Origin of the sequence: Vibrio sp. Vb339, from assembly GCF_902751245.1 — a bacterium.
GTDB classification, from domain to species: domain Bacteria; phylum Pseudomonadota; class Gammaproteobacteria; order Enterobacterales; family Vibrionaceae; genus Vibrio; species Vibrio coralliirubri.
Genome location: NZ_CADDIS010000002.1, coordinates 462024 through 481587, shown reverse-complemented (window position 1 = coordinate 481587; position 19564 = coordinate 462024). Strand labels below are relative to the sequence as shown.

Annotated in this window: 13 protein-coding genes; all 13 read right to left on the bottom strand. The window is 43.9% G+C overall.

The window, feature by feature from the left end:
• Window position 1: 1 nt before the first annotated feature.
• The 13 genes from HRQ85_RS10945 to HRQ85_RS10885 all read right to left on the bottom strand — a co-directional run bounded on the left by HRQ85_RS10945 (window position 2) and on the right by HRQ85_RS10885 (window position 19558).
• Window positions 2–502, bottom strand: a complete 501-nt coding sequence (locus HRQ85_RS10945; RefSeq protein WP_041472791.1) for a tripartite tricarboxylate transporter TctB family protein — start codon at window positions 500–502, stop codon at window positions 2–4.
• 243 nt (window positions 503–745) lie between these two features.
• Window positions 746–1717: a tripartite tricarboxylate transporter substrate binding protein gene (locus tag HRQ85_RS10940; RefSeq protein ID WP_048615086.1), complete on the bottom strand. Its 972-nt coding sequence runs from the start codon at window positions 1715–1717 to the stop codon at window positions 746–748.
• Between the two features lie 286 nt (window positions 1718–2003).
• Window positions 2004–5711, bottom strand: coding sequence for a response regulator (locus HRQ85_RS10935; protein ID WP_172379604.1), 3708 nt, complete (start codon window positions 5709–5711; stop codon window positions 2004–2006).
• Window positions 5712–5743: 32 nt separating this feature from the next.
• Complete coding sequence (locus HRQ85_RS10930; protein WP_172379603.1) at window positions 5744–6787, bottom strand: response regulator; 1044 nt, start codon at window positions 6785–6787, stop codon at window positions 5744–5746.
• Between the two features lie 336 nt (window positions 6788–7123).
• Window positions 7124–7789 carry a protein kinase domain-containing protein gene (locus tag HRQ85_RS10925; RefSeq protein ID WP_048606923.1) on the bottom strand — a complete coding sequence of 222 codons (666 nt, stop codon included), beginning with the start codon at window positions 7787–7789 and terminating at the stop codon, window positions 7124–7126.
• 82 nt (window positions 7790–7871) lie between these two features.
• On the bottom strand, window positions 7872–11264 hold the full coding sequence (gene tssM / locus HRQ85_RS10920; RefSeq protein ID WP_172379602.1) for a type VI secretion system membrane subunit TssM: 3393 nt from the start codon (window positions 11262–11264) through the stop codon (window positions 7872–7874).
• A gap of 2 nt (window positions 11265–11266) precedes the next feature.
• Window positions 11267–12463 carry a type IVB secretion system protein IcmH/DotU gene (gene icmH / locus HRQ85_RS10915; protein WP_050646564.1) on the bottom strand — a complete coding sequence of 399 codons (1197 nt, stop codon included), beginning with the start codon at window positions 12461–12463 and terminating at the stop codon, window positions 11267–11269.
• A 5-nt stretch (window positions 12464–12468) separates the two neighbouring features.
• Window positions 12469–13800, bottom strand: a complete 1332-nt coding sequence (gene tssK / locus HRQ85_RS10910; protein WP_172379601.1) for a type VI secretion system baseplate subunit TssK — start codon at window positions 13798–13800, stop codon at window positions 12469–12471.
• A gap of 41 nt (window positions 13801–13841) precedes the next feature.
• The gene (gene tssJ / locus HRQ85_RS10905) at window positions 13842–14330 is read right to left on the bottom strand and encodes a type VI secretion system lipoprotein TssJ (RefSeq protein WP_121603180.1); all 489 of its coding nucleotides are present in this window, start codon (window positions 14328–14330) and stop codon (window positions 13842–13844) included.
• Window positions 14327–15277 carry an FHA domain-containing protein gene (locus HRQ85_RS10900; protein WP_172379600.1) on the bottom strand — a complete coding sequence of 317 codons (951 nt, stop codon included), beginning with the start codon at window positions 15275–15277 and terminating at the stop codon, window positions 14327–14329. The genes tssJ and HRQ85_RS10900 overlap by 4 nt, the downstream gene beginning before the upstream one ends.
• A 3-nt stretch (window positions 15278–15280) precedes the next feature.
• A complete protein-coding gene (locus tag HRQ85_RS10895) occupies window positions 15281–16009 on the bottom strand; it encodes a transporter substrate-binding domain-containing protein (RefSeq protein ID WP_050633447.1) in 729 nt (242 codons plus the stop codon).
• Window positions 15996–16994, bottom strand: coding sequence for an ABC transporter substrate-binding protein (locus HRQ85_RS10890; protein WP_172379599.1), 999 nt, complete (start codon window positions 16992–16994; stop codon window positions 15996–15998). The genes HRQ85_RS10895 and HRQ85_RS10890 overlap by 14 nt, the downstream gene beginning before the upstream one ends.
• A complete protein-coding gene (locus HRQ85_RS10885; protein WP_172379598.1) occupies window positions 16991–19558 on the bottom strand; it encodes an MFS transporter in 2568 nt (855 codons plus the stop codon). Before HRQ85_RS10885 ends, HRQ85_RS10890 begins: the two co-directional genes overlap by 4 nt.
• Window positions 19559–19564 lie beyond the last annotated feature (6 nt).

The window sequence follows — 19564 nt, the reverse complement described above, 5'->3', positions numbered from 1 at the left end:
CCTACCAAAGAGTGAAGATTAAACCAGGCTCTAGGTAGATATCTAAGCCTTGAGTTAATAAAAGAAAGAACGCGATAACGAAAGGGAACGACGCGCCAAATAAAACTGCTTTGCGGCGCTCACCCAGTAGGTAAAAGCCTGCAAGTAAGAAGAAGCTGGTTGCTAAAACAAAGCCAAGATAAGTCAGCCCAACACCGTACAGTGCCATTAACACCAAGAAGCCAATCAGCAGTTTCCAGTTCAGCGGCGTTGTGTCACATGTGACTTTCTTATCCGGTTGTCCTGTTATTAGCAGGATCAACGAAAGGCCAATGCCGATAAACGTCAACAAGGTAGGTAAGGTTCTTGCTGTGAAGGGTTCGTACTCGTCACCGGGAAACAAAGGAATCAGCGTGGTTTGGTAGCCGTAGCACAAGCACGCCAGCATAAAGATCATGGCTCCGATGCGATCCTTCGAAAGCAAAGATTCCTTACTCAGAAATTTGGTTGGTAAGTCCGACATATCCAACTCCATTTGGGGTGGTATAAAAAGTAAAAAAAGCCGTACATGAGCGAGTTAATGAAGAATGTCTGGGATCACTAACCAAAGGTGAGCGAATTACATGACTTGGTTAAGCCACTTGCCTCTACAACGAATCAGCAAGCTTTAGCAATACACTACGAATAAACAAAGGAGTTTTAGTTAACTCATGTACGGCGAAACAGGAAAGAGTAAGAGGGCACATAGACCCTCTCTGGTTGTTGGTTACTTCAAGAAGCCAAGCTCACGCATTAGGTCGCCCATCTGTTTTTCTTGGTCTTCTAGGAAGGCGTAAAAATCTTTGTCAGCTTTGTAGTTGTCGATCCAACCGTTACGGTCACGAACCACTTGCCACTCATCGGTTTTGTACATTTTGCCAAGAGCTTCGTTCCACTCGTCGATTTTTGCTTGGCTTGTACCCGGTGCCGCGAAGAAACCACGCCAGTTAGCAAATACTGTCTCGTTGCCGTATTCCGTCAGTGTTGGGATGTTAGGCGCAGCGTCAAGACGCTTTGGAGCCGTTACAGCAAGCACTTTTACTTGGCCAGACTTAGACATCTCTAGTACTTCACCAAGGCCAGTTGAAAGCAGCTGTGTTTCGCCAGAAAGCAGTGCCGCCATCGCTTTACCACCAGCATCATAGGCAATGTAACGCACTTTCTTCGCATCAAAACCTTCGCCTTTGAACGCTGCAGCTACCACAAGGTGGTCCATGCTGCCACGAGCTGAACCGCCAGCAATCTTAACTTTACGTGGGTTGGTTTCGAACTCTTTAACGACGTCTTCCCAAGTGTCGTATTTAGAATCCGCAGACGCGACGATTGCACCGTAATCGGCAATGGTTGCTGCTACCGGAGTTAGGTCACGGAAAGATTGTGGGAAGATACCTGTTAGTGAACGAACAACGATAGGCGTTGAGTTCACCATTAGCGTGTCTTCTTGGCGTTGTGCCGTTTCGATTAGGTGAGCAATCGCTTTACCGCCACCGCCACCAGACAGGTTTTGGAAAGATACATTTTCTACGATGTCTGATTTCACCAATACATCACCCGTACCACGAGCTGTCATATCCCAACCGCCACCAGCGCCGCCAGGGATTAGGAAGTGGATTTTTTCTACGTCAGCAGCAAAAGTGTTGAAAGAAAAGGTTGCTGCGATGATAGAAGCCGCAAGAGTAGGTTTCAGTGCCTTGAACATGGTTCACGTTCCTTATGTAGGGGATCTCTTCAATGGAGAGAAACTTATGTTTTATTTCCAGCTACTAAACAGATGAGTAGAATATTGCTTAGCAGATGAAGCTAAAGTTAACGGTGTGTTAATGGAATGTCTGTAATGCGGTGATATTGAGAATAAAGAACATTGGATTAATATTGTTCATAAAGTTCACGGTGACGTGTTGTGCGAAGGTGAAAAAAAGAGAGCCATGTCAGGCTCTCTATAAAATTTGGAATTTTTGTAACGAATTCCTTTATTTGTCAGACGGTTAACCAGACAAGGTCGATCCTTTTAAGATCTCAGTTGCCTTGTCAAAATCAAACTCTTCCAACGAAACTTCGAGTCGTTTGAATTCTGAAGGGGATAATCCAATCTTAGCGCCATCTTCAATGTTAAGAATTATGGTGAGCGCATCGGTGTCATCATTGGCCGTCGCCTCCAATAATTGGCGGTAGAGTTGATGATCAGTAGTCGATTGTTGCTGCTGTTCAGAGCTCTCTTCTGACTTCGCAGAATTGGTCGCTACTGAATCTTTCGATACTTCAATTTGAGACAAGGCTTCCGTAAATGATTGGCTTAGTGATTTGCTTAGTTTAAGCGATGTGTCGATCACACTGTTTTTTAAATCGGCATCATCTGGCTGTGCTTCTAGGTTTTCACACAACGTGTGCAGTTGTTTCGCCCCCAAATTACCAGCCACCCCTTTCAGTGTATGAAGATAGCGTGGTGCGCTGCCGACTGTTAGCTCGCTTTCAAGCTTATCTTTGTCAGAGTAGGCCTCGACAAATCGATGCAATAGCTTGCTATACAGTTGGTGATTATTGTTGGCTCTGATTAAGCCAAGAGTAATGTCTAGACCTTCAACTTTGGAAAGCGCTTCATTAAAGGCACTGTTGTCTTCTGACTCGTTAGAGCTAGAGTTCACTGATTCTGCTTGATGTGATATTGGATCAACAAACGCAACAGGACGAGAAGGTGAGACCCAATTCGCAAGAGTGGCAAACATGGAACCGACATCGATAGGTTTAGCAATAATGTCACTCATACCACAATCGAGCGCCTTTTCCTTGTCTCGCTCCATGACATTAGCTGTCATCGCGATGATCGGTATATCTTGATCGTTGATCTGCTGACGGATGTACTCTGTTGCTTCATAGCCGTCCATTACTGGCATTTGGCAATCCATCAAAATACCATCGAACGGTTGTCCGTCTGCAATGGCTTGTTGGTAAAGTTCGATCGCTAGCTTGCCATTTTCGGCTATCGAAACCTGAATTTGCTGTCCTTCTAATAGCTCAGTCGCGAGTTCTTGGTTGATCTCATTATCTTCAACTAGGAGTAACTTGGCTCCCGCTAGTTGCTGGACGTTGGCTAACTGAGTTTGTTGCTCAAGTTCACTGCGTGAGACACGGTCTGAGTCGAGCCCATAGAGTGAGACAATAGAGTCATAAAGGTGAGAGGAGGTGATTGGTTTGTCTAGAATACTCGGTACTTTAAAGTTTCTTTGTTCAATCGCTTCAGCAAGCTCTTCTCGATCGTAAGCGGTCAGCATCATGATCTTAGGTATTGTGTTTAGCTGCTGCCCATTGTTGAGCTCTGCTAATAAGTCTACGCCATCTCGCTTAGGCATCTTCCAGTCGGAGATAACCAAATCAAATGGCTTGTTCTGAGCGTCAGCGGTATGTAACTCAACAAGAGCGTCATCGACCGATGAACTTAGTGTTGGCGTTAGCTTCAACGACTCTAGAATATCACCCATGATCAAGCGTGCGCTGGAGTTGTCATCGACGACCAACACTTTCAAGTCGTTAATTGATGCAGGCACCACCACGCGATGCTGCTGGATAGAATGACTGACGCGAGTGGCAATCGTAAATGAAAAGGTAGAGCCTTTACCAAGCTCCGTTGAGACATGAATATCGCCTCCCATCAGTTGGCTCAGTTCTTTACTAATGGCGAGGCCTAAGCCCGTACCACCGTATTTTCGTGTGGTTGAGCTATCAGCCTGAGTGAACTTGTTGAATAACTTGGCGGCTTGCTCTTGCGTCATACCAATCCCACTGTCTGAGACGGCAAAGTTCAGCTTGATGTCATCGCCTTCTCTTTCTGCAACCGAGATAGCGATTTTCACTTCGCCTTTCTCTGTGAATTTGACAGCATTGTTACTTAGATTAATCAATATTTGCCCAATTCTTAACGGATCCCCAATCAGGTTAGTCGGCACGTCTCTGTCGACTTGAATGAGCAGTTCTAGGTCGCGTTCTGAGGCTCGTAAGCCAACCAAGTTAGTAATATTGTCGAGTACATTTTCAAGTTGGAAGTCCACTTTCTCAATGTCGAGTTTTCCGGCTTCAATTTTCGAGAAATCGAGAATGTCATTGATTAGGCCGAGTAGGGTATCGGAAGAGAGCTTCACTTTATGGATGTAGTTACGTTGTGCCTTGGTCAAATCTGTTTTTAATGCCAGGTAACTCATGCCGATGATGGCATTCATTGGTGTACGAATTTCGTGGCTCATGTTGGCTAAGAAATCGGATTTTGCTTGGTTTGCGGCATCTGCTTCATCCCTTGCTGCAGCTAGACTTTGCGCGAATGCTTCTAAGGCTGAGTGTGCTTTACTGGCGAGCAAGCCCATTAACAAGATAATGACGAAGAAAATCACACCACCTATGGCTAAATGGAACGTCACGCTAGAAGAGTCTTTTACATTGACGCTTTCTGAAAGGTGACGTTGAGAGACGAAATCTCGAAATTCTAAGAAGCTCTCATCCATCGCGTTGAGTAGTTGGTGACCTCGCATTTGTGAACTGACTAACTCCATAAATTGCGACTCGTAAACACTGATATGCTCGTCAAAGGCAGTGATTTTTACGTTTGGCGCATACAGGGTAATAAGTCGTTGCGCGTTGCTAGATTTGGATTGCATCTCATTAATCACATGTGACACTTTGTCGGCGATGAGCTTCTGTTCCTTTGAATTTGCGAGCAGAAAATCTCGGTTGAATCGATTTGAACGGCTTAATAGCGTGCGAATCGCCAGTAGGTCTTGCCCTATGAGCAATTGGGAAGATAGCTCTGCTTGAGATTGAGAAACGAGATGACTCAGTTCCGCGACTTGGCTCTGTTTGGTTTGATAGAGCAAGCTAACTGAGCGTGAGAATTCAGAGCCACTAAGGGTGACTTGATTGATAAGGGGTGCTCTTAACTTTTTCGAAGACGCCGGTATGCCTTGCAGCTGAACTAAGTTGGTGTAATAGCGATTTTTTGCCTTATCTACAACCTCTAAAAGTTGTTGTCCTTTGTCATCCAAAATCTGCTCTTGCAACTCTGAAATGAGCCGTGAAGCCTTTTGCATCTCAAGTTTGACTAACGAGTGAGTCTTTAGGTTGCCGTCGAGTAAATACTCTTTTTCAAGGTTTTGTATGTTAACAGCGAGAGTAGCAAGTTGACTGGTTTTTAGTGCGACGTTGGTCAGTTCTTCGCTGTTTAGTCGTAGACCGCGAATTTTCTGATTGTTTTGATTGAACGCTTGATTGTGTAGATCCCTCATCTCTCGCAATAACTCTGTCGCGGCATTGGAGCGCTCGTCCATAAGCGTTCGAGTTGATTGGTTCAACTCAACAATGTCGACATATTGCTTGAATTGAACCAAATATTCTGTGAGTAAATTGATAGGAAGGGACGTTGCATACTGGTCGGCATAATCATTGGCTAGAACCACGGTTTGTTCTGCTTCTTGATCAAAGCTAGAGATGACTTGTTCGCTGTAGTCGTTACTAAAAGACAACTCATAAACGCGGAGCTTATCGAGCGAGGTCAATAATCGGGTACTGGAAGCGTATTGTTCAACGCCGATGAAGCGATCGTTGAGATTGATCCAAGCGCCTACCGCGACAGAAAACACCACAATGGCTGCGACCAGAAAAGAGGTTAAGATTAATTTCGAATCAGTAGCAAATCTTGAAACAGTATTCATAAAGTGCCTGTATTGATAAAGTACCAGCGAACTTAGTGTTCTTGTTCATCAGTAAAAGAGTCTTTGATAGTGAGCATTTCATCGAGCTTACTAATGAAAATAGGAACCAAGTTAGGATCAAAGTGATGGCCAGCTTGCTCTTGTATTAACTCAATCGCTTTTTCAATCGGCCAAGCTTTCTTGTATGGGCGTTCGCTGGTGAGGGCATCGAATACATCTGCTATTGCAACAATACGTGCACTTAGAGGGATGTCTTCGCCTGATAGCGTATGAGGGTAGCCGCTGCCATCCCATTTCTCATGGTGATAAAGAGCGATCTCTTGGGCGAGTTTTAGCAATTTAGAGTCGTTGTCTCCGATAATATCCCCGCCAATCGTTACGTGTGTTTGCATGATTGCCCATTCATCCGCATCAAGCTTGCCAGGTTTACCTAATATGCAGTCAGGAATACCGATTTTGCCAATATCGTGCATTGGAGCTGCTTGGAATAACAACTCTACCCACTCTTCACTGACGTCTAACTGCTGAGCCAGAATCTTTGAGTAGTAACTCATTCTTACAACGTGCATTCCGGTTTCATTATCCTTGTATTCAGCGGCGCGGCCGAGCTTGCGGATTATCTCCAATCGACTCATGGCGAGGGCTTCCGTTCTCTGTCTTACCTTGCGAGACAGTGCCAAGTTTTGGTCATACAAGGAGATATGTGTGACAACGCGAGCTTTCACGATAGGGGGGCTGACTGGTTTAGTGATGTAATCAACAGCGCCGAGTTCAAAGCCTTTCTGTTCGTCGACCACATCCGTCTTAGCTGTCACAAAGATAACGGGGATGTCAGAAGTGACAGGGTTACTTTTAAGTCGGCGGCATACTTCATAACCGTCCATCACAGGCATCATGATATCGAGAAGAATGAGATGAGGCTTTGGGTGAGTAGAAGCAATTTTTAGCGCTTTTTCTCCGGATGTCGCAGCCTTAATTTTAAAGTCGTCGTTCAGGATCCCTGAGAGGGTATGTATGTTGTCCGGAATGTCATCAACAACCAGAATGATCGGTTTATCTGTCGTAATTTGATTCATTTTTCGTCCCTAAAAAATTTAATCAGATTGCTATGTTTTATATTAATAAAGCGTAGTGGAATTTGGCGGAAACGCATGATTTTAGGAGGGTTAATTGTTGATTCTGGAATCTAACAAAATAATGGTACGCCTTTTTATTAATAGATATTTTATATATTAATCGTTATTTGACAAAGAATAACCAAATGGATTGTGTCGTAGTGCGATCAAGGTTGAATAGTTCAGGTTCTCGTTTGCTAACACTGAATCATTCAGAGTTACTCAGTCGTTCAATTAGCTTTTTAAATCTATCGTGAACTTGCTACAGGGGAAAACACGCGATGCCGAATATCGGGCTTATCTATGCTGTTTCAGTAGAACCTGATATCGACTTGGCAGTGCCGCAGCATCTAATAGTTCTTCTAATATGACGGCAAGTGCGAACCAATCATCCAGCTTGTTTGTGACTGATTGATGCCTTGAATATCGAGGTGTGTAGCTTTCAAAGCGAAGCGCAGTACGTTCAGTCCGTATTTTAGTGACGGAGCCAAAGTCGATGAGTTGGGCTTGTCCTTGTGGGCTGAGCACGATATTGGATGGCTTAATATCTCCATGAACAAAACCAAGAGTATGGATTCGGTTGATGGCTGATTCTAAAGTGCTAATCCATTGAGAGGGCATATCGGCATTGATATTTGATCTGTTTTGAATTTCCAGCAGTGTGTTACCACTCAAGTGAGAAAGAACGAGGCAGTCAGTCTGATGAATCGAAAAGTAATCACAATATGTAGGCCAAATATCGTTTGTGCCGGAACTTGTAAAGGAGCTTGTATCGGAATGAAGAAACTCCGCCTCTTGTTTTAAAAAGTGGCGGTGCTTGAGCTCTTTAGCATATTTGATGGTCACCAGTCCCCAACTAGGGTGTTGGGCTCTGAAAACTCGTGGACTTAAGCGAGTGAGATTAGTGTAGCCATGAGCTTTAAACGCTTGTCGAAGCTTTTCATCTTTCACATGTCCTTTCACGTCTTCTCTGTTTGAAGATACATTATCCTCAAAAGGTTGAGCTCGCCTTGATGGACAAGACGAGCTGTTTGAAAATGCGTTATCAGATACCACTTGGCAGAGAGAATCCAGAGAAGAAGCCAGGAACAAACGGGTTCGATTGACCCTGAGTCTTGATTGTTAACTTCACCTTGCTGTCGCCGTAAACAAACTCCACCTGAGTGTCTTGTGCAGACGTAAAGTTCACGTTTGGTTCGAATAAACGGAACCAACTCCATGTGCCTTTTACTGTGTTCTGGCCAATTGTAGAGTCCTGCGCATTAAGCTGAATACCTAGTTTTTCGATAAACTTCGCGTCACCTTGCCATGATTGCTGGCTCCATAACGTCGGCCCATGACGATAGGTAAAGATTGGCTTATCCGAAATGATCGAAAACTCCGTGATGTTTGGCGTCATATCGACCGCTTTCAATTGGAAATTGATCAGGATGTTCGATGGGTCAGCTAAGAATAGGGCACTCTTTATATCGCCGGCTTTGTCCATCATTGTCCAAACCTCTGGCGTAATCGATAAACCTGTACCCGGCAATAGTCCCGGTAAATAAGGCGCTTCGTCACTATCTTTAACGAATCCATTTAGGCGATTTTGAGAGAACTTGTCGACTATGCCATTCGTAACGAAGAAGGCTTTGACATCCGCCACACTGACGTCCGTTTTAGACTTTCGATTGAACGGATAAAAAGCGGCCAAGCGCTGTTGATAAGGTTGATAAATTTCGTTCGACCACGCCGTGTTTAAGTAGTCGTGAGCCAGTGACATCACCGTTTCATTACTTTGGTGTACCACCTTGTTAACCAGCTCTTCAGCGACCGCTAAATGACTGTTGGATAGGCTCGATAGTGACGCTATAGGGTTACCGGCTTGCAGAGTGACAGACAGCGTATCAAAGGCAACCTTTTGCGGCTCTTTGGTTTCGTAAAACTTGTCTCCCCACTTTTTAGCGTTGATAAACGCAGTAAGCAGGTTGTCGATTGGCTTCTTACCTTGGTCGTTAGCTGTAACTTGCTTTTTGTAGGCTTGGAAACTGAGTGATATCTGACGAGCGGATTCTTTTTTATCAGGGTCTTGAATCGGCATACTCGCAGGATCTTGTTGCTTGTCATCCTTTACAGGGATTTCAAGCTCAACATAGGTGTATTTAGCGATCGTCGAGTACAAGCTGACTAACGGGTTATTGCTTGCTTCCGACAGGCTCGTTAATGCGCTTTTCAGTTGTGTAGGATTAGCCACTTCTTTGACTTCGACATTACGAACTAAATCACGCCAATAGTTGATGTAATCATTCTGGTAAGTTTGCTTTAACTCTCGACTGATTCGATGCAGCTCCAGTGCGCTAGGGTAAGCCCCTGCGACGCCTTCATAAGACTGTAAAGCGGATTTTAGAGTAGGGGAATTCACCGATAAATCGAGTTGGTTAAACCCCGTCGGGGTAAAGATATACGGAACCAAGTAGCCAGCGTAACTCGGTGAAAACTGAAGCACTGAGCCGAAATTGTCACCTAGCTCACCGCGAATATCGACGCGCTTAGCATAGGCCGTAGAACTCTGAATGTGTTCGTACAGCAGGGTTTCAATGCCCGTTTGCGTGATGACTTTCTTCGCTAGACTTTCTAAATCATGATTCGATTTTACTGGCGTCAGGTTACGAGCAAAGATGTCATTGAGCAGTACGTCAAGCTGAGCGATGTTGACGCTATCTGCTTCGCCTTGGTCTTGGAGCGTGCGAATGTAGTAGTTCTTGAGCTCTTGGACGTTGGTTCTGTCTTTGCTAAACAACAGACGATAGTTGTTTAACAGAGATAGCGTCTGAGATTGATCCTCAAGGTTTACATACACAAACAGGTCTTTCTCTAGCGTGTTTTCCATAGAAGGAATCAGGACTTGTTGTAGCTCGGTGAAATAGGCTTCTTCGACTTCTTCCTTTATGCTCGGATTTGGCATAAACGGCAGGCTGTACCAAGGCTCTGGCTGCTTGTAGAGGTTATAGATACGCTGCAGTGAGAATAGGTTGGGGATATTATCAGCCATATTCTCGATGTCATAAGGCGATGCCGATATCGCCTCTTTATAACGCTCAAGCATGATATCCGCTCTGGTTTCACGTTGATTCTGGAAATCAAAATCAAACTTAATCACCAGCAACACTGCGGCGAGCAAGGCAATCCAAGATAGGGTGAAAACGACTTGGTTAACGAGCAGAGTGTTCTCTTTGCGTTTGTTGACGCCGACCAGCTCATGTTCCGATAGGATCACGTGAGTCATTAGGTATTGAGCAAATAAGGTTTGGTTAACCGGGATTTGCTCGTTTTGTTGATAATGCTCGTGACCTACTGAGTAAGAAACAGCGCTCGCCAATAAATCTGACTGCGCTGAACTTTGTCCATCATGCGTGAAGTAAAAGCCGCGGAATTGCAGAGCATCACTAAGTTGTTCTCCTCTGTATAAACGATTGAGGAACAACCAAAGATTCTGCTTTAATAATCCAAACTGGAAAGGGGCACTGGCTATGGAGTTGCGATAATCTTGATTGAGTTGTCCGGCAAGCGCATTGCTCATATTAGCAATCAGCTCGCTGATTAAGTGATCATACTCATCGTTAAACCAGTCTGCATCGATCCCACCGTGTTTAGAGTAAGGCGCGGTGGCACCAAACACTTCGTCTCTTTTGGATTCATCAAACGCTGAGAAGAACTGACAAAAGTCGCTGATGCTACCCATATTCGAGACAACATTATAAATCGGTAAGCTGACCCCAAATGCTTGATTAAAAGTCTTAATAGTCGATTTAAGCTCATCAGCTTGCTGTGTAATTTGCTCATTGTTTTCTAATAACGAGGAAACATCGGTGGTAAGCAATAAGCCATTGGCTGCTTGTCTTGGTCGCCACGCAGTTAACGACTGACATAGCGTTTTCAGGTACTCAGGGTGTTGGTCTTCTCCCATACTGATAGAAACCAAAATCGAGTGCTCACTGACCCAAAACAGGATTGGGAATTCAATATCATTGCCGAAGTCATCGAGCTTATACGCTTCATAGCCCATTTGAGTGATGATGCTTTTGTCTTTATTCGGGTTCTGACTTAGCAGTAGATAGATTGGCTGGTCGTAACGGCTGGTTAAGCGAGTTTTACGTTTCTGCCCACTGATCATTCGTTTGAAATGACTGGCTAGTTGCTTTTGTCGCTTTTGAATCAATTCTTTATCTAATGACTCTTCTTGTGATTTTGCGCTGCGTTTGATCAGCACCCAGTAACAAATGAAGCCGATAAGCGTGGATATAATGGCGATAGTGGCCAGCGCCCACACCAAATAAGCGTTGAGAGGTGTTAGCAGAATGACGCTAGAAGCGACGGTAAAAAAGGCGACAGAGGCTAGGGCAGAAATGCCTACTGTTTTTTTTACATTGCCTGACTTGTTTGATTTGGCATCCGGCATAATCAGTTAGACTCTTCCTTGTTTAACTCGTGTGCAGAAGTGCGAACGATAATGGCGTTTATTTGGTCGTTTTCGACATACCACGCCTTGGTGCTTCTCGCTTCTTCTGAGGTGTTTGTTCTTAGTATCACTCGGTAGTACTTCTTGTAAGGAGAGATAATCGGCTCATAAGCTGAAGGTGATAGGTTCTTGATGAAAGCTTCGGCGTTTTTCTTACTTGAGAAGGTGGCGAGTTGAACCAACCAATTTGCTGTACTTGGCGTAAAGTCGTTGGTTTGTGATGCTTCTATTGCGTCCGCTTTGCTGGCGTGACGAGGTGGATTTACCAAGTCTTTATCATCGCTGATGAATACGATGTCTTTGATTTCGCCCGATAAGACGTAACGTTCGCTAAAGCTTGGCAAGAATGTGAAATCACGCGCTCTTTGCTCGTGGGTCTTGGTGTACCAAAATTCAGTTAAGCCAATGCTGGTGGCGATTAAACAGAAGAAAAACAGGCTAGTGATGAAGTAACGTTTACGCCTAGTCGGTTTCCTTACTTCTGGGAGTTTTACTTTAGTACGACAATGCACACCGCTAGCCGAGCGATATTGGCTGATGGTTTGTTCTAGCTGGTGAACAAATGCTTTTAACTGTTCAGCGCCGCCTTCACGATATTGGCCTTTGAATCCGATATTGATAAATAGGTAGATGATCTCTAAAAGGTCTATCAGCTTGTGGGGTTGTCTTGCGGCTTTTTCTGCAACAGAGAAGAACAGTTCGCCACCATTACGCATGCCAAACAGTTCGCTAAGCAGGGTTTTGTTTTCCCAGCCGCGTTTCTCTCCCCACTCGGTGTAGATGATGAATTCATCAATGACTACAGCGTATAAAAAGCACAGCTTATCGATCACCGCGATAGGGTAAGTGAGCTCGGTTGCTTGAGCTTTTATGTCGTTGATGCCTTGAATAAATTGTTCACGAAAGACCGTGAGATCTTCGGGTTCAGACAGTGTGGATATCTTGAGTGTTTTAGTCAGTAAATCACTGCTGATGTTGATCAGTTGATTCTCTGCCTTATCAAAATGACGCAGAAACTCTTCTTGAGTGCTGGTGGAGTGCACCGCAACCAATTTAGATAATGCCTGATCAGACTCTGTGTTAGCAGAGCCTTTTGATGCTTTATCGATGACCAGTGTTTCTTCGTCTAAATAATCCATAGCCATTATCTCAACGCGTATAGAACGACTTCGAGAGCAGGAATGCGCGCATCAACGTGAAGGGCAATCGCGTCACGTGTGTCTAGCATGTCTAACCAATTGCGATCCTTAGTATCCACTTCGAAATAAGCGACGCCTTGCATCGGCTTAAGCTCGCTTGGTGCAATCGGAAGCGGTGTTAATGAGATACCAGAAAGCGAGCTTCTTACTAGTTCTACGATCTTGTTGTTACTGCTTAACTTAGCCGAAATAGGGAACAACTCATTAAGCTCTGTACTGCTGATGTCGGATTTAACACTTAGAACGAAGCGACGGTTATAAACGCTGCTTGGGTCTTTGATTAAGGTGCGAAGTAGACGACGTTTCTCAAACAGAGAAATATCCCATTTGAACTCGATGACTGAATCTTGTTGAACCAGCGTGAGTAGGTTTCGTAGGCTCGAAAACAGCGGGTTAAAGTTGTCATAGAGCTTGTCATATTTTAAAGGCTGACACTCACCTGGAATCGCTGGTGTTAACGCCATGACTTGAGCTTCAAATTGTTTTAGTTTTGAATACAGTTCATGGGTCGGGTATTTGGTGTTGCTGATGGTCAACTCAAACCACGGTAGCCAGGCGTTGAGAGTTTGTAGCCATAGAAAATCTTGCATCATAGACTGAGGGCTTTTTTGACCTTGGCCAGCTTCAATGCGTTTTAAAAGGTTTTGAGCTCGGTTGCTTACCAGCGCGTGGATCTCTTTGACTCGTTCGCTGAGTAGGGTTGAAGCACCGTAATGCAAGCAAGCAGGGATGAAGGCTCTATCAAGCATGACTTCGTCTGAGTCGCTGATTTCTAAAATCTTAGCCACTGGAATGAGGGTAAAACCAGAGGTGTCTTCTCCCGCGAATTTGAGCCCGATATTCAGTTGAGCTACATCGACTTCTACACTGGCGTTTTCGGAGGTAGAAGTATCGAATACATTGATTGAACGGGTGATGTAACGACTCTGTTCTTGACCATCTTCGCTGTAGTCATTATTGCCTTGCAAAGAGATTGGCAGAGCAAGGTAGACGATGGTTTCAATGGTGCCTTGCGGAATATCGACAACAATCTCTTGTTTGAGGTTGAATTGGGTTCCATCGGGGAACACACCTGAACAGCTCGGTATAGATAGCTTACCGATCTTTAAGAGATCGTGGTTAAGCACTAGCTCAGTGATGCCAAAGAAAGGGGCAAAACCAGCCAGTGTTTCAATGTTCTGACGAATGTAGTTTTGCACATAGCGATCTTGCTGCTGAAAGTGCTGAGGGGCAATAAACATCCCTTCTTGCCACACTACTTTTTTGAAAGCGTCCACGTAAAATCCTTTTCTATTATTTTTATATATTGGCTTTTTTATTAAAAGATTTGCCACCAGCTCGAGTCAGGCTGTATCACGGCTAACTCTGCTTTCTTCCCTGTAATCGTTAACTCTAAGGTTTGCTCTGGATCGGAAGGCATAATCAAAACGGTCTTGGTTGTGCCATTCTGGTAATCCGCGAATTCGACCAGAGCTGCAATGTATTGCGTGTTTTTGTTGATGTCTAACGTCAGCTTTTGCTCTGAGTTAGGCAGTACTATCGGTAACACCTGTTTTGAAACTAAGTTTGCCGCCAATAACTGCAAGTCATTGTTGTACAAATCAATAAACGGCAGCTGTTTGAACAGCTGTTGATCCGTGAGTTGGTAAAGCCTAACCACAACAGGGTTCGCTTGGTCATCATTGTATTGGTTGACGGTCGCATCAGCTTTAACGGTCAACGAATATTGAGTGACAACAGGAGTTGGATCTGATGAAGAACATGCTGTGATCAATACACAAAGAGATAAGAGTATGAGACGTTTCATTCTCTTTCCTCACTTTGCTTTTGCATGTTCTCCATAAACAACGCTTTGAATTGGCGTCTGAAATCTCCGTTGTCTTGACGGTGTTGAAAATGCTTTCGGTAAATCTTCCAATACTTTTTATCTTTATTGGTAAAAATGCCGCTACTGACATACTCACTAAATTGGCTCTCAAGCTGCTTTGGTGCGAACTCATTTAAGAACTGATCAACGGTTTGTTCTAGGGCGTCGAACAGCGCTTTTTGTTGAAGCTGAGGATTCTGTAAGTATTGTTGGTTCTTTTCGGTCAGCGTGATGAGTTTGTCGATCGACTCTTCAATGCGAGTATTGTTCTCAACATTGACGGGCAGATATTCTAACTCTGCAGAAGAGAGTGTGTTGTTATCGGCGTGAGAGATTTCGTCTACTTCAATGTTTGGTATGACTTTGTCATCGTCTAAATCTTCAAATGGGTCAGATGAGAAGGGGTCGTCACTCAGAACATTCTTTGAAGAGAAATTCGAGGTCTTCTGAACGACTGCAACTTCTGGTGAGTCATCTAAAAAGTCAGTATCGCTGTCATCAAGCTTTAAGTTAAAAGGTTCAATAAAAGTGTCATCCTGTGTGGTGTTATTGGCCGCGTTGACTTTTGGGTCACTCAATAAGCTAATCAGCAGTGTATAGCCACCAAGTTTGATGATGTCGCCGTCGGTAATGACGTACTCTTTCTCTTTTGCCAAAGACTTGTCGTTTAGCGATACGCCGTTGTTACTGATGTCTTTAATCACGTAACCTCGATCTGTCGGGTAGAGCTGACAGTGAGTTCTAGAGATCCATTTTGATTGATCGGGCAGCGCAATATCACATGACGGAGAACGGCCTAAGCTTCCGCCACTTTCGGGCAGATACGTCACTCTAGAGGAAACAACCTCTTCAGCAGGTACAGAAATCATGTGGACACTGATGGACAATGGCTACTCCTTGCACTTGGATATGGCTGAATTAAAACTGTCTAAGAAACCCGAATAGGTTTTAAGGAATCGATTCGAAAAATAGACCCCCATATCCTTGGTATCTAAATTCGTCGAATTGAAGTAATCGAGTGGTAAAGAAGCTTTATTCAACTCTCTTTTAAAGACCAACTCATCTTCTAAAACAACATCAATTTCCCTTTGTTTTAAAAGTCTTAGTAATACTTTAGCATCTCGTGGCTGCTTAACGACGTTAAATCCATTACGTTTTAGCCAAAACCATTTGTTTGAGCCAAATTTGGCAGAAAAGTTAAGGTTTAACTTTGACAATTCATCAACCTTCGGCTCCACTCCTGGGCCAAAATACCAATTCAACGTCTGTTTTGCGATGGGTGCCGAGAGCGTAGCGTATTCATCACGCTCAGAAGTTTTAGTGGCGACGAAAAAGCCGTGTTGGCTACCGCTATGCACGCGCAGTTGTGCGTCCGACCAAGTTGTCATTGTGAGTTGGTAAGGCTGTCCCATGATACCTAAGGCACATTTAACCTTGTCCAAAGCAATTCCTTGCATTGTCGCGTTTTCGTAGCTTTGGTAAGGCGGCCAATCTTGTGTGGTCAGCATTAGGCGAGATGGCCCAATTTTTACTTGAGCAAAGACACTCATCGACCAAAGCGTCGAGATGAGTAGGGTGACTAACGATAGTCTGATGGTAGAGGCTCTAGTTAACGTCATTAGAGTGTCCTATCACTTCAGAAATCTTCAAAATAGACACTGGCGGGTAATAGTCGAGCTTGTGTGCAGCCTCGATATTAACAATATAGGAATATTGGCTTAGTGATTCTATTGGGATGTCTGAAGCTTTTTGAGTTCCTTTCAATATGTTCTTCGCTTTGTATCCAGCGAATTGACCAACATTGTAGTAACGGCTAACAATGCCAAACAGGGCCTTATGTTTTCTTATCGGACTCTCGGTCGCCGAAAAAGTAGGTATACCTGCGGAATGTAGCCCCGATACGACTTCCCCACCTTGGGTGATAATGTATGAATCCGGGGGTAAATAAGCCATATCGATACCATCACGTTTCATATTGTTTATCGTGATGTTAATTAAGTCGCTGTTTGACTTGGTTTTATCAATGTTTAATGGATACAACATAACACGCTTGTTATAAATTTCCGACAACTCCATCATTTTATTTGCGGTGATAATCGAATTATTTTCGTCAGCGTTATATATAACCCCAAGGCTCGAAATGTTATTGAGCTTTTCTATCGCTTTAAACTGTATTTCATGGGGTACGATGTGCGATACACCAGTAAAGTTTCTGTCTGTTGAAGACAAATCAGTGATTAACTTAGAACCCACAGGGTCGGTCACGATACTGAATACAACCGGCGTCGTGTTGTTTATTCTAAACTCGCTAGGTTCTGTATAAGTTCCTAATAAATTCAATGTGATAGTGGTACCAAATGAATAAATGAGGTCGGCTTCTTTATATTCTAGATCTCGAATATGTTGTTTGAGCTGAACTTTATCTCGGTTTGCATCAAGAACGGTAAATCTCACATCAATATGTTGGGATAAATAATCCATGAAGCCTTGTTCAGCATCCGTTACTCCTCGCCATAATAAAAGAATGACGTGTTTTTCATCACTTTTAGCGAATGAGGGGGGCGACATTAAAATAAAGCTAAGAACGAACACTATAAATCTCATGATTGAACCCCTAGCTTCTGTTTATCAGACTTCAGGAATATCGAGAAAAACACAATTAAACTAAAGGAGCTCGCGAGAAGCGACGCGCCAAATATAAGAATAGTTTGGTCGTAACCGAAGATACTCAAACAAACCCCAGCCAGCATTGGCCCCGCGATATTACCGATACGCTCTGTAAGTCTAAATATACCGATGATTTTTCCCTTCTCTATGCCCTGTCCAGACAGGAGGTCGATGACCAAAGGTATTTGTGGAGAAACACAGATGCCGTGTGCGATACCAATAATGATCACGATAAGTAGCAGCCCTAATGTGCCTTGGAAGAAGTAGAAGTTGAGCAAGGCAAGGGATGAAAGCAAACCACCGATAAAAATGAAGGCCATTTTGTTTTTAAGCTTATCAACTAATATCGCGCTTAATGGTGAAATTAATATGATAGCGAGGCCATACGCCATAATCACCCGTCCAGAAACAGAGCTGCTTTCGCCTAGGAATTGCAGATAGACAGGGCAGATGTAGTAGAGGAAGCCTGTCAGTACGATCTTCGCCGGTATCGCACTGAATATCGTAATTAATGCAAAATACTTATTACTCAAAAGAAGCTTAAAGTCTTTCAGCTGAACGGGTTTACTCGCGTTGCTGGTGGTCGACTTTTCAAAGAACACATACACGAGTAACACACTGAGCGTTGCCAATAATCCCGCAAGCATAAACGTTTCTGAATAGCCTAGCTTCTCTGCAAGAATTCCACCGATCGCAGCACCACATAACGAACCAGAGAAGAAGGCTGACAAGAAAGTCGCCATTCCTTTGGTGCGGTTAGTGTCGTTTGTGGTATCTGACACATAACCTTGCGCTGAAATAAATACGATACCGTAGCCTACAGCGGTAAAAGCCCGAGCTACCAACAAGAGTTCAAGAGATTGAATGAAAGCAGTAGCAACCAAGCCTATACAAGTGATGAGCCCACCTGTCATCAATGAATGTCTTCTACCTACTTTATCTGACCAGTAACCTGCAAATGGCAGTGAGATAGCCCAACACAACATGAACAGAGAAATGGGTAAGCTCGTGACTAGGTTTTCAGGGATCCAACCGGTTGTGTTTTCCAGTGAAGAGACAAACCTAGGGAAGAAGGCGAGTGAAGATGCTTCTGAGAACACCAATAAAAACAGTGGCAAGCGAATGAATCGAAAGTCTTGCTTATCGATGTCTTGTGATGGTTGAGTCGGGTTTAACTTAGTGATCGCTTGGTTAGTCAGATTGAGCAGTTTGCCAATTTCGTCGCGCGTAGAGATCTTGGCTAAGTGATTCACGATGTCGCGGTTGACCAACATGAACACTTTCTTTACCTGATTCCAAGGCGAAATAATCATGAAGTTACACATGAATAGAATGATTTCTGCAACCACAAGGCAAGAGGCAACCAACACGGTAATCATGTCCATGACGCTTTCTTTAAGCAGGTTAATGATTAAGTTGTTGTCGGTGGTGACGTTCAGTTGAATCGTGTGGCTGTTGTTGAGTGAGAATGTCGATTCGCGGATAAAAGGGTGCTCAACTTGCTCTGCAGGATAACGATAAGAAGTGCCCGATTGTCCTTCAAAGTTAATCGATAGAATCTCGCTATGATGATCAACGAAGAACGCAAATTCGTTTTCTAAGCCATGTAGCTTATCGGCAGGAACGCCTTTATCGAGTAGCTCTTTAATCATTTGATTTAAAGAGTCGCCAATCAGATTGGACTTTTGTTCGAGCTTAACCTCGTAAATCTGTGAAAACTTGTCTAGAGATTGATACGAAACCCCTAGGTTAGCAATGATCGTCAACAGGATGGCAAGAGAGATGATAAACACTGGGAAGTGCTTGTTTTTCAACTTCTCAAACTTAGACAATGAGTTTGGGGATTGCAGCGCCTTGTGAGCTTGGGTAATCGTTGGCAGTAATTCATCCGAATCGGTCGCGGACTCAAATATTGCAGTTGCGCCTTTTACTCGGCCGACAATACCTTTCAATAGGTACTTCAAAGCGACAAAGGCAAACAGGCAAGAGAGTAGTATCCAAATTGCCGAGTAGAGGAACTGGAGCTTGAGCAAGAAGGTTTTTTGTTGTTCTAACAGAGTTGTGGAGTAGTAGAGCTTTACTTGCCCCTCAACCAATCCAAAAGAGTTGGTGATATCGAGCGATAGCTGACGGTTATTCTCGTTGTTTTGTTCTCCGGTACCAAACAGTCGTTCGCCAGAGCTTGAGACGACAACCAAGGCGGTAATACCGTCAACGATTTTTAATCGACGATCCAGCATGCCTTGTATGTTTGATATTGCAGAAAGCGGCAAGCCTAAACTGATCGCCTGGTTGATATCGTTATGTGTTTCTTCTAATACAATTTCATAGATGGAGTCGGAGGTTTCAGTGAGCCTTTTCTCGAAATTAAAGTAGTTTAGCGTTGCATTTAAGGTGATGGAAAACAGCAAAACCGCCATGATAGCAAGCATCAACTTAACCCTAAGTGACAGGTTAACTAATGAAGGTTTGGTCAATGTTTGGCTGGCTTTGCTGTTCATAGTTAA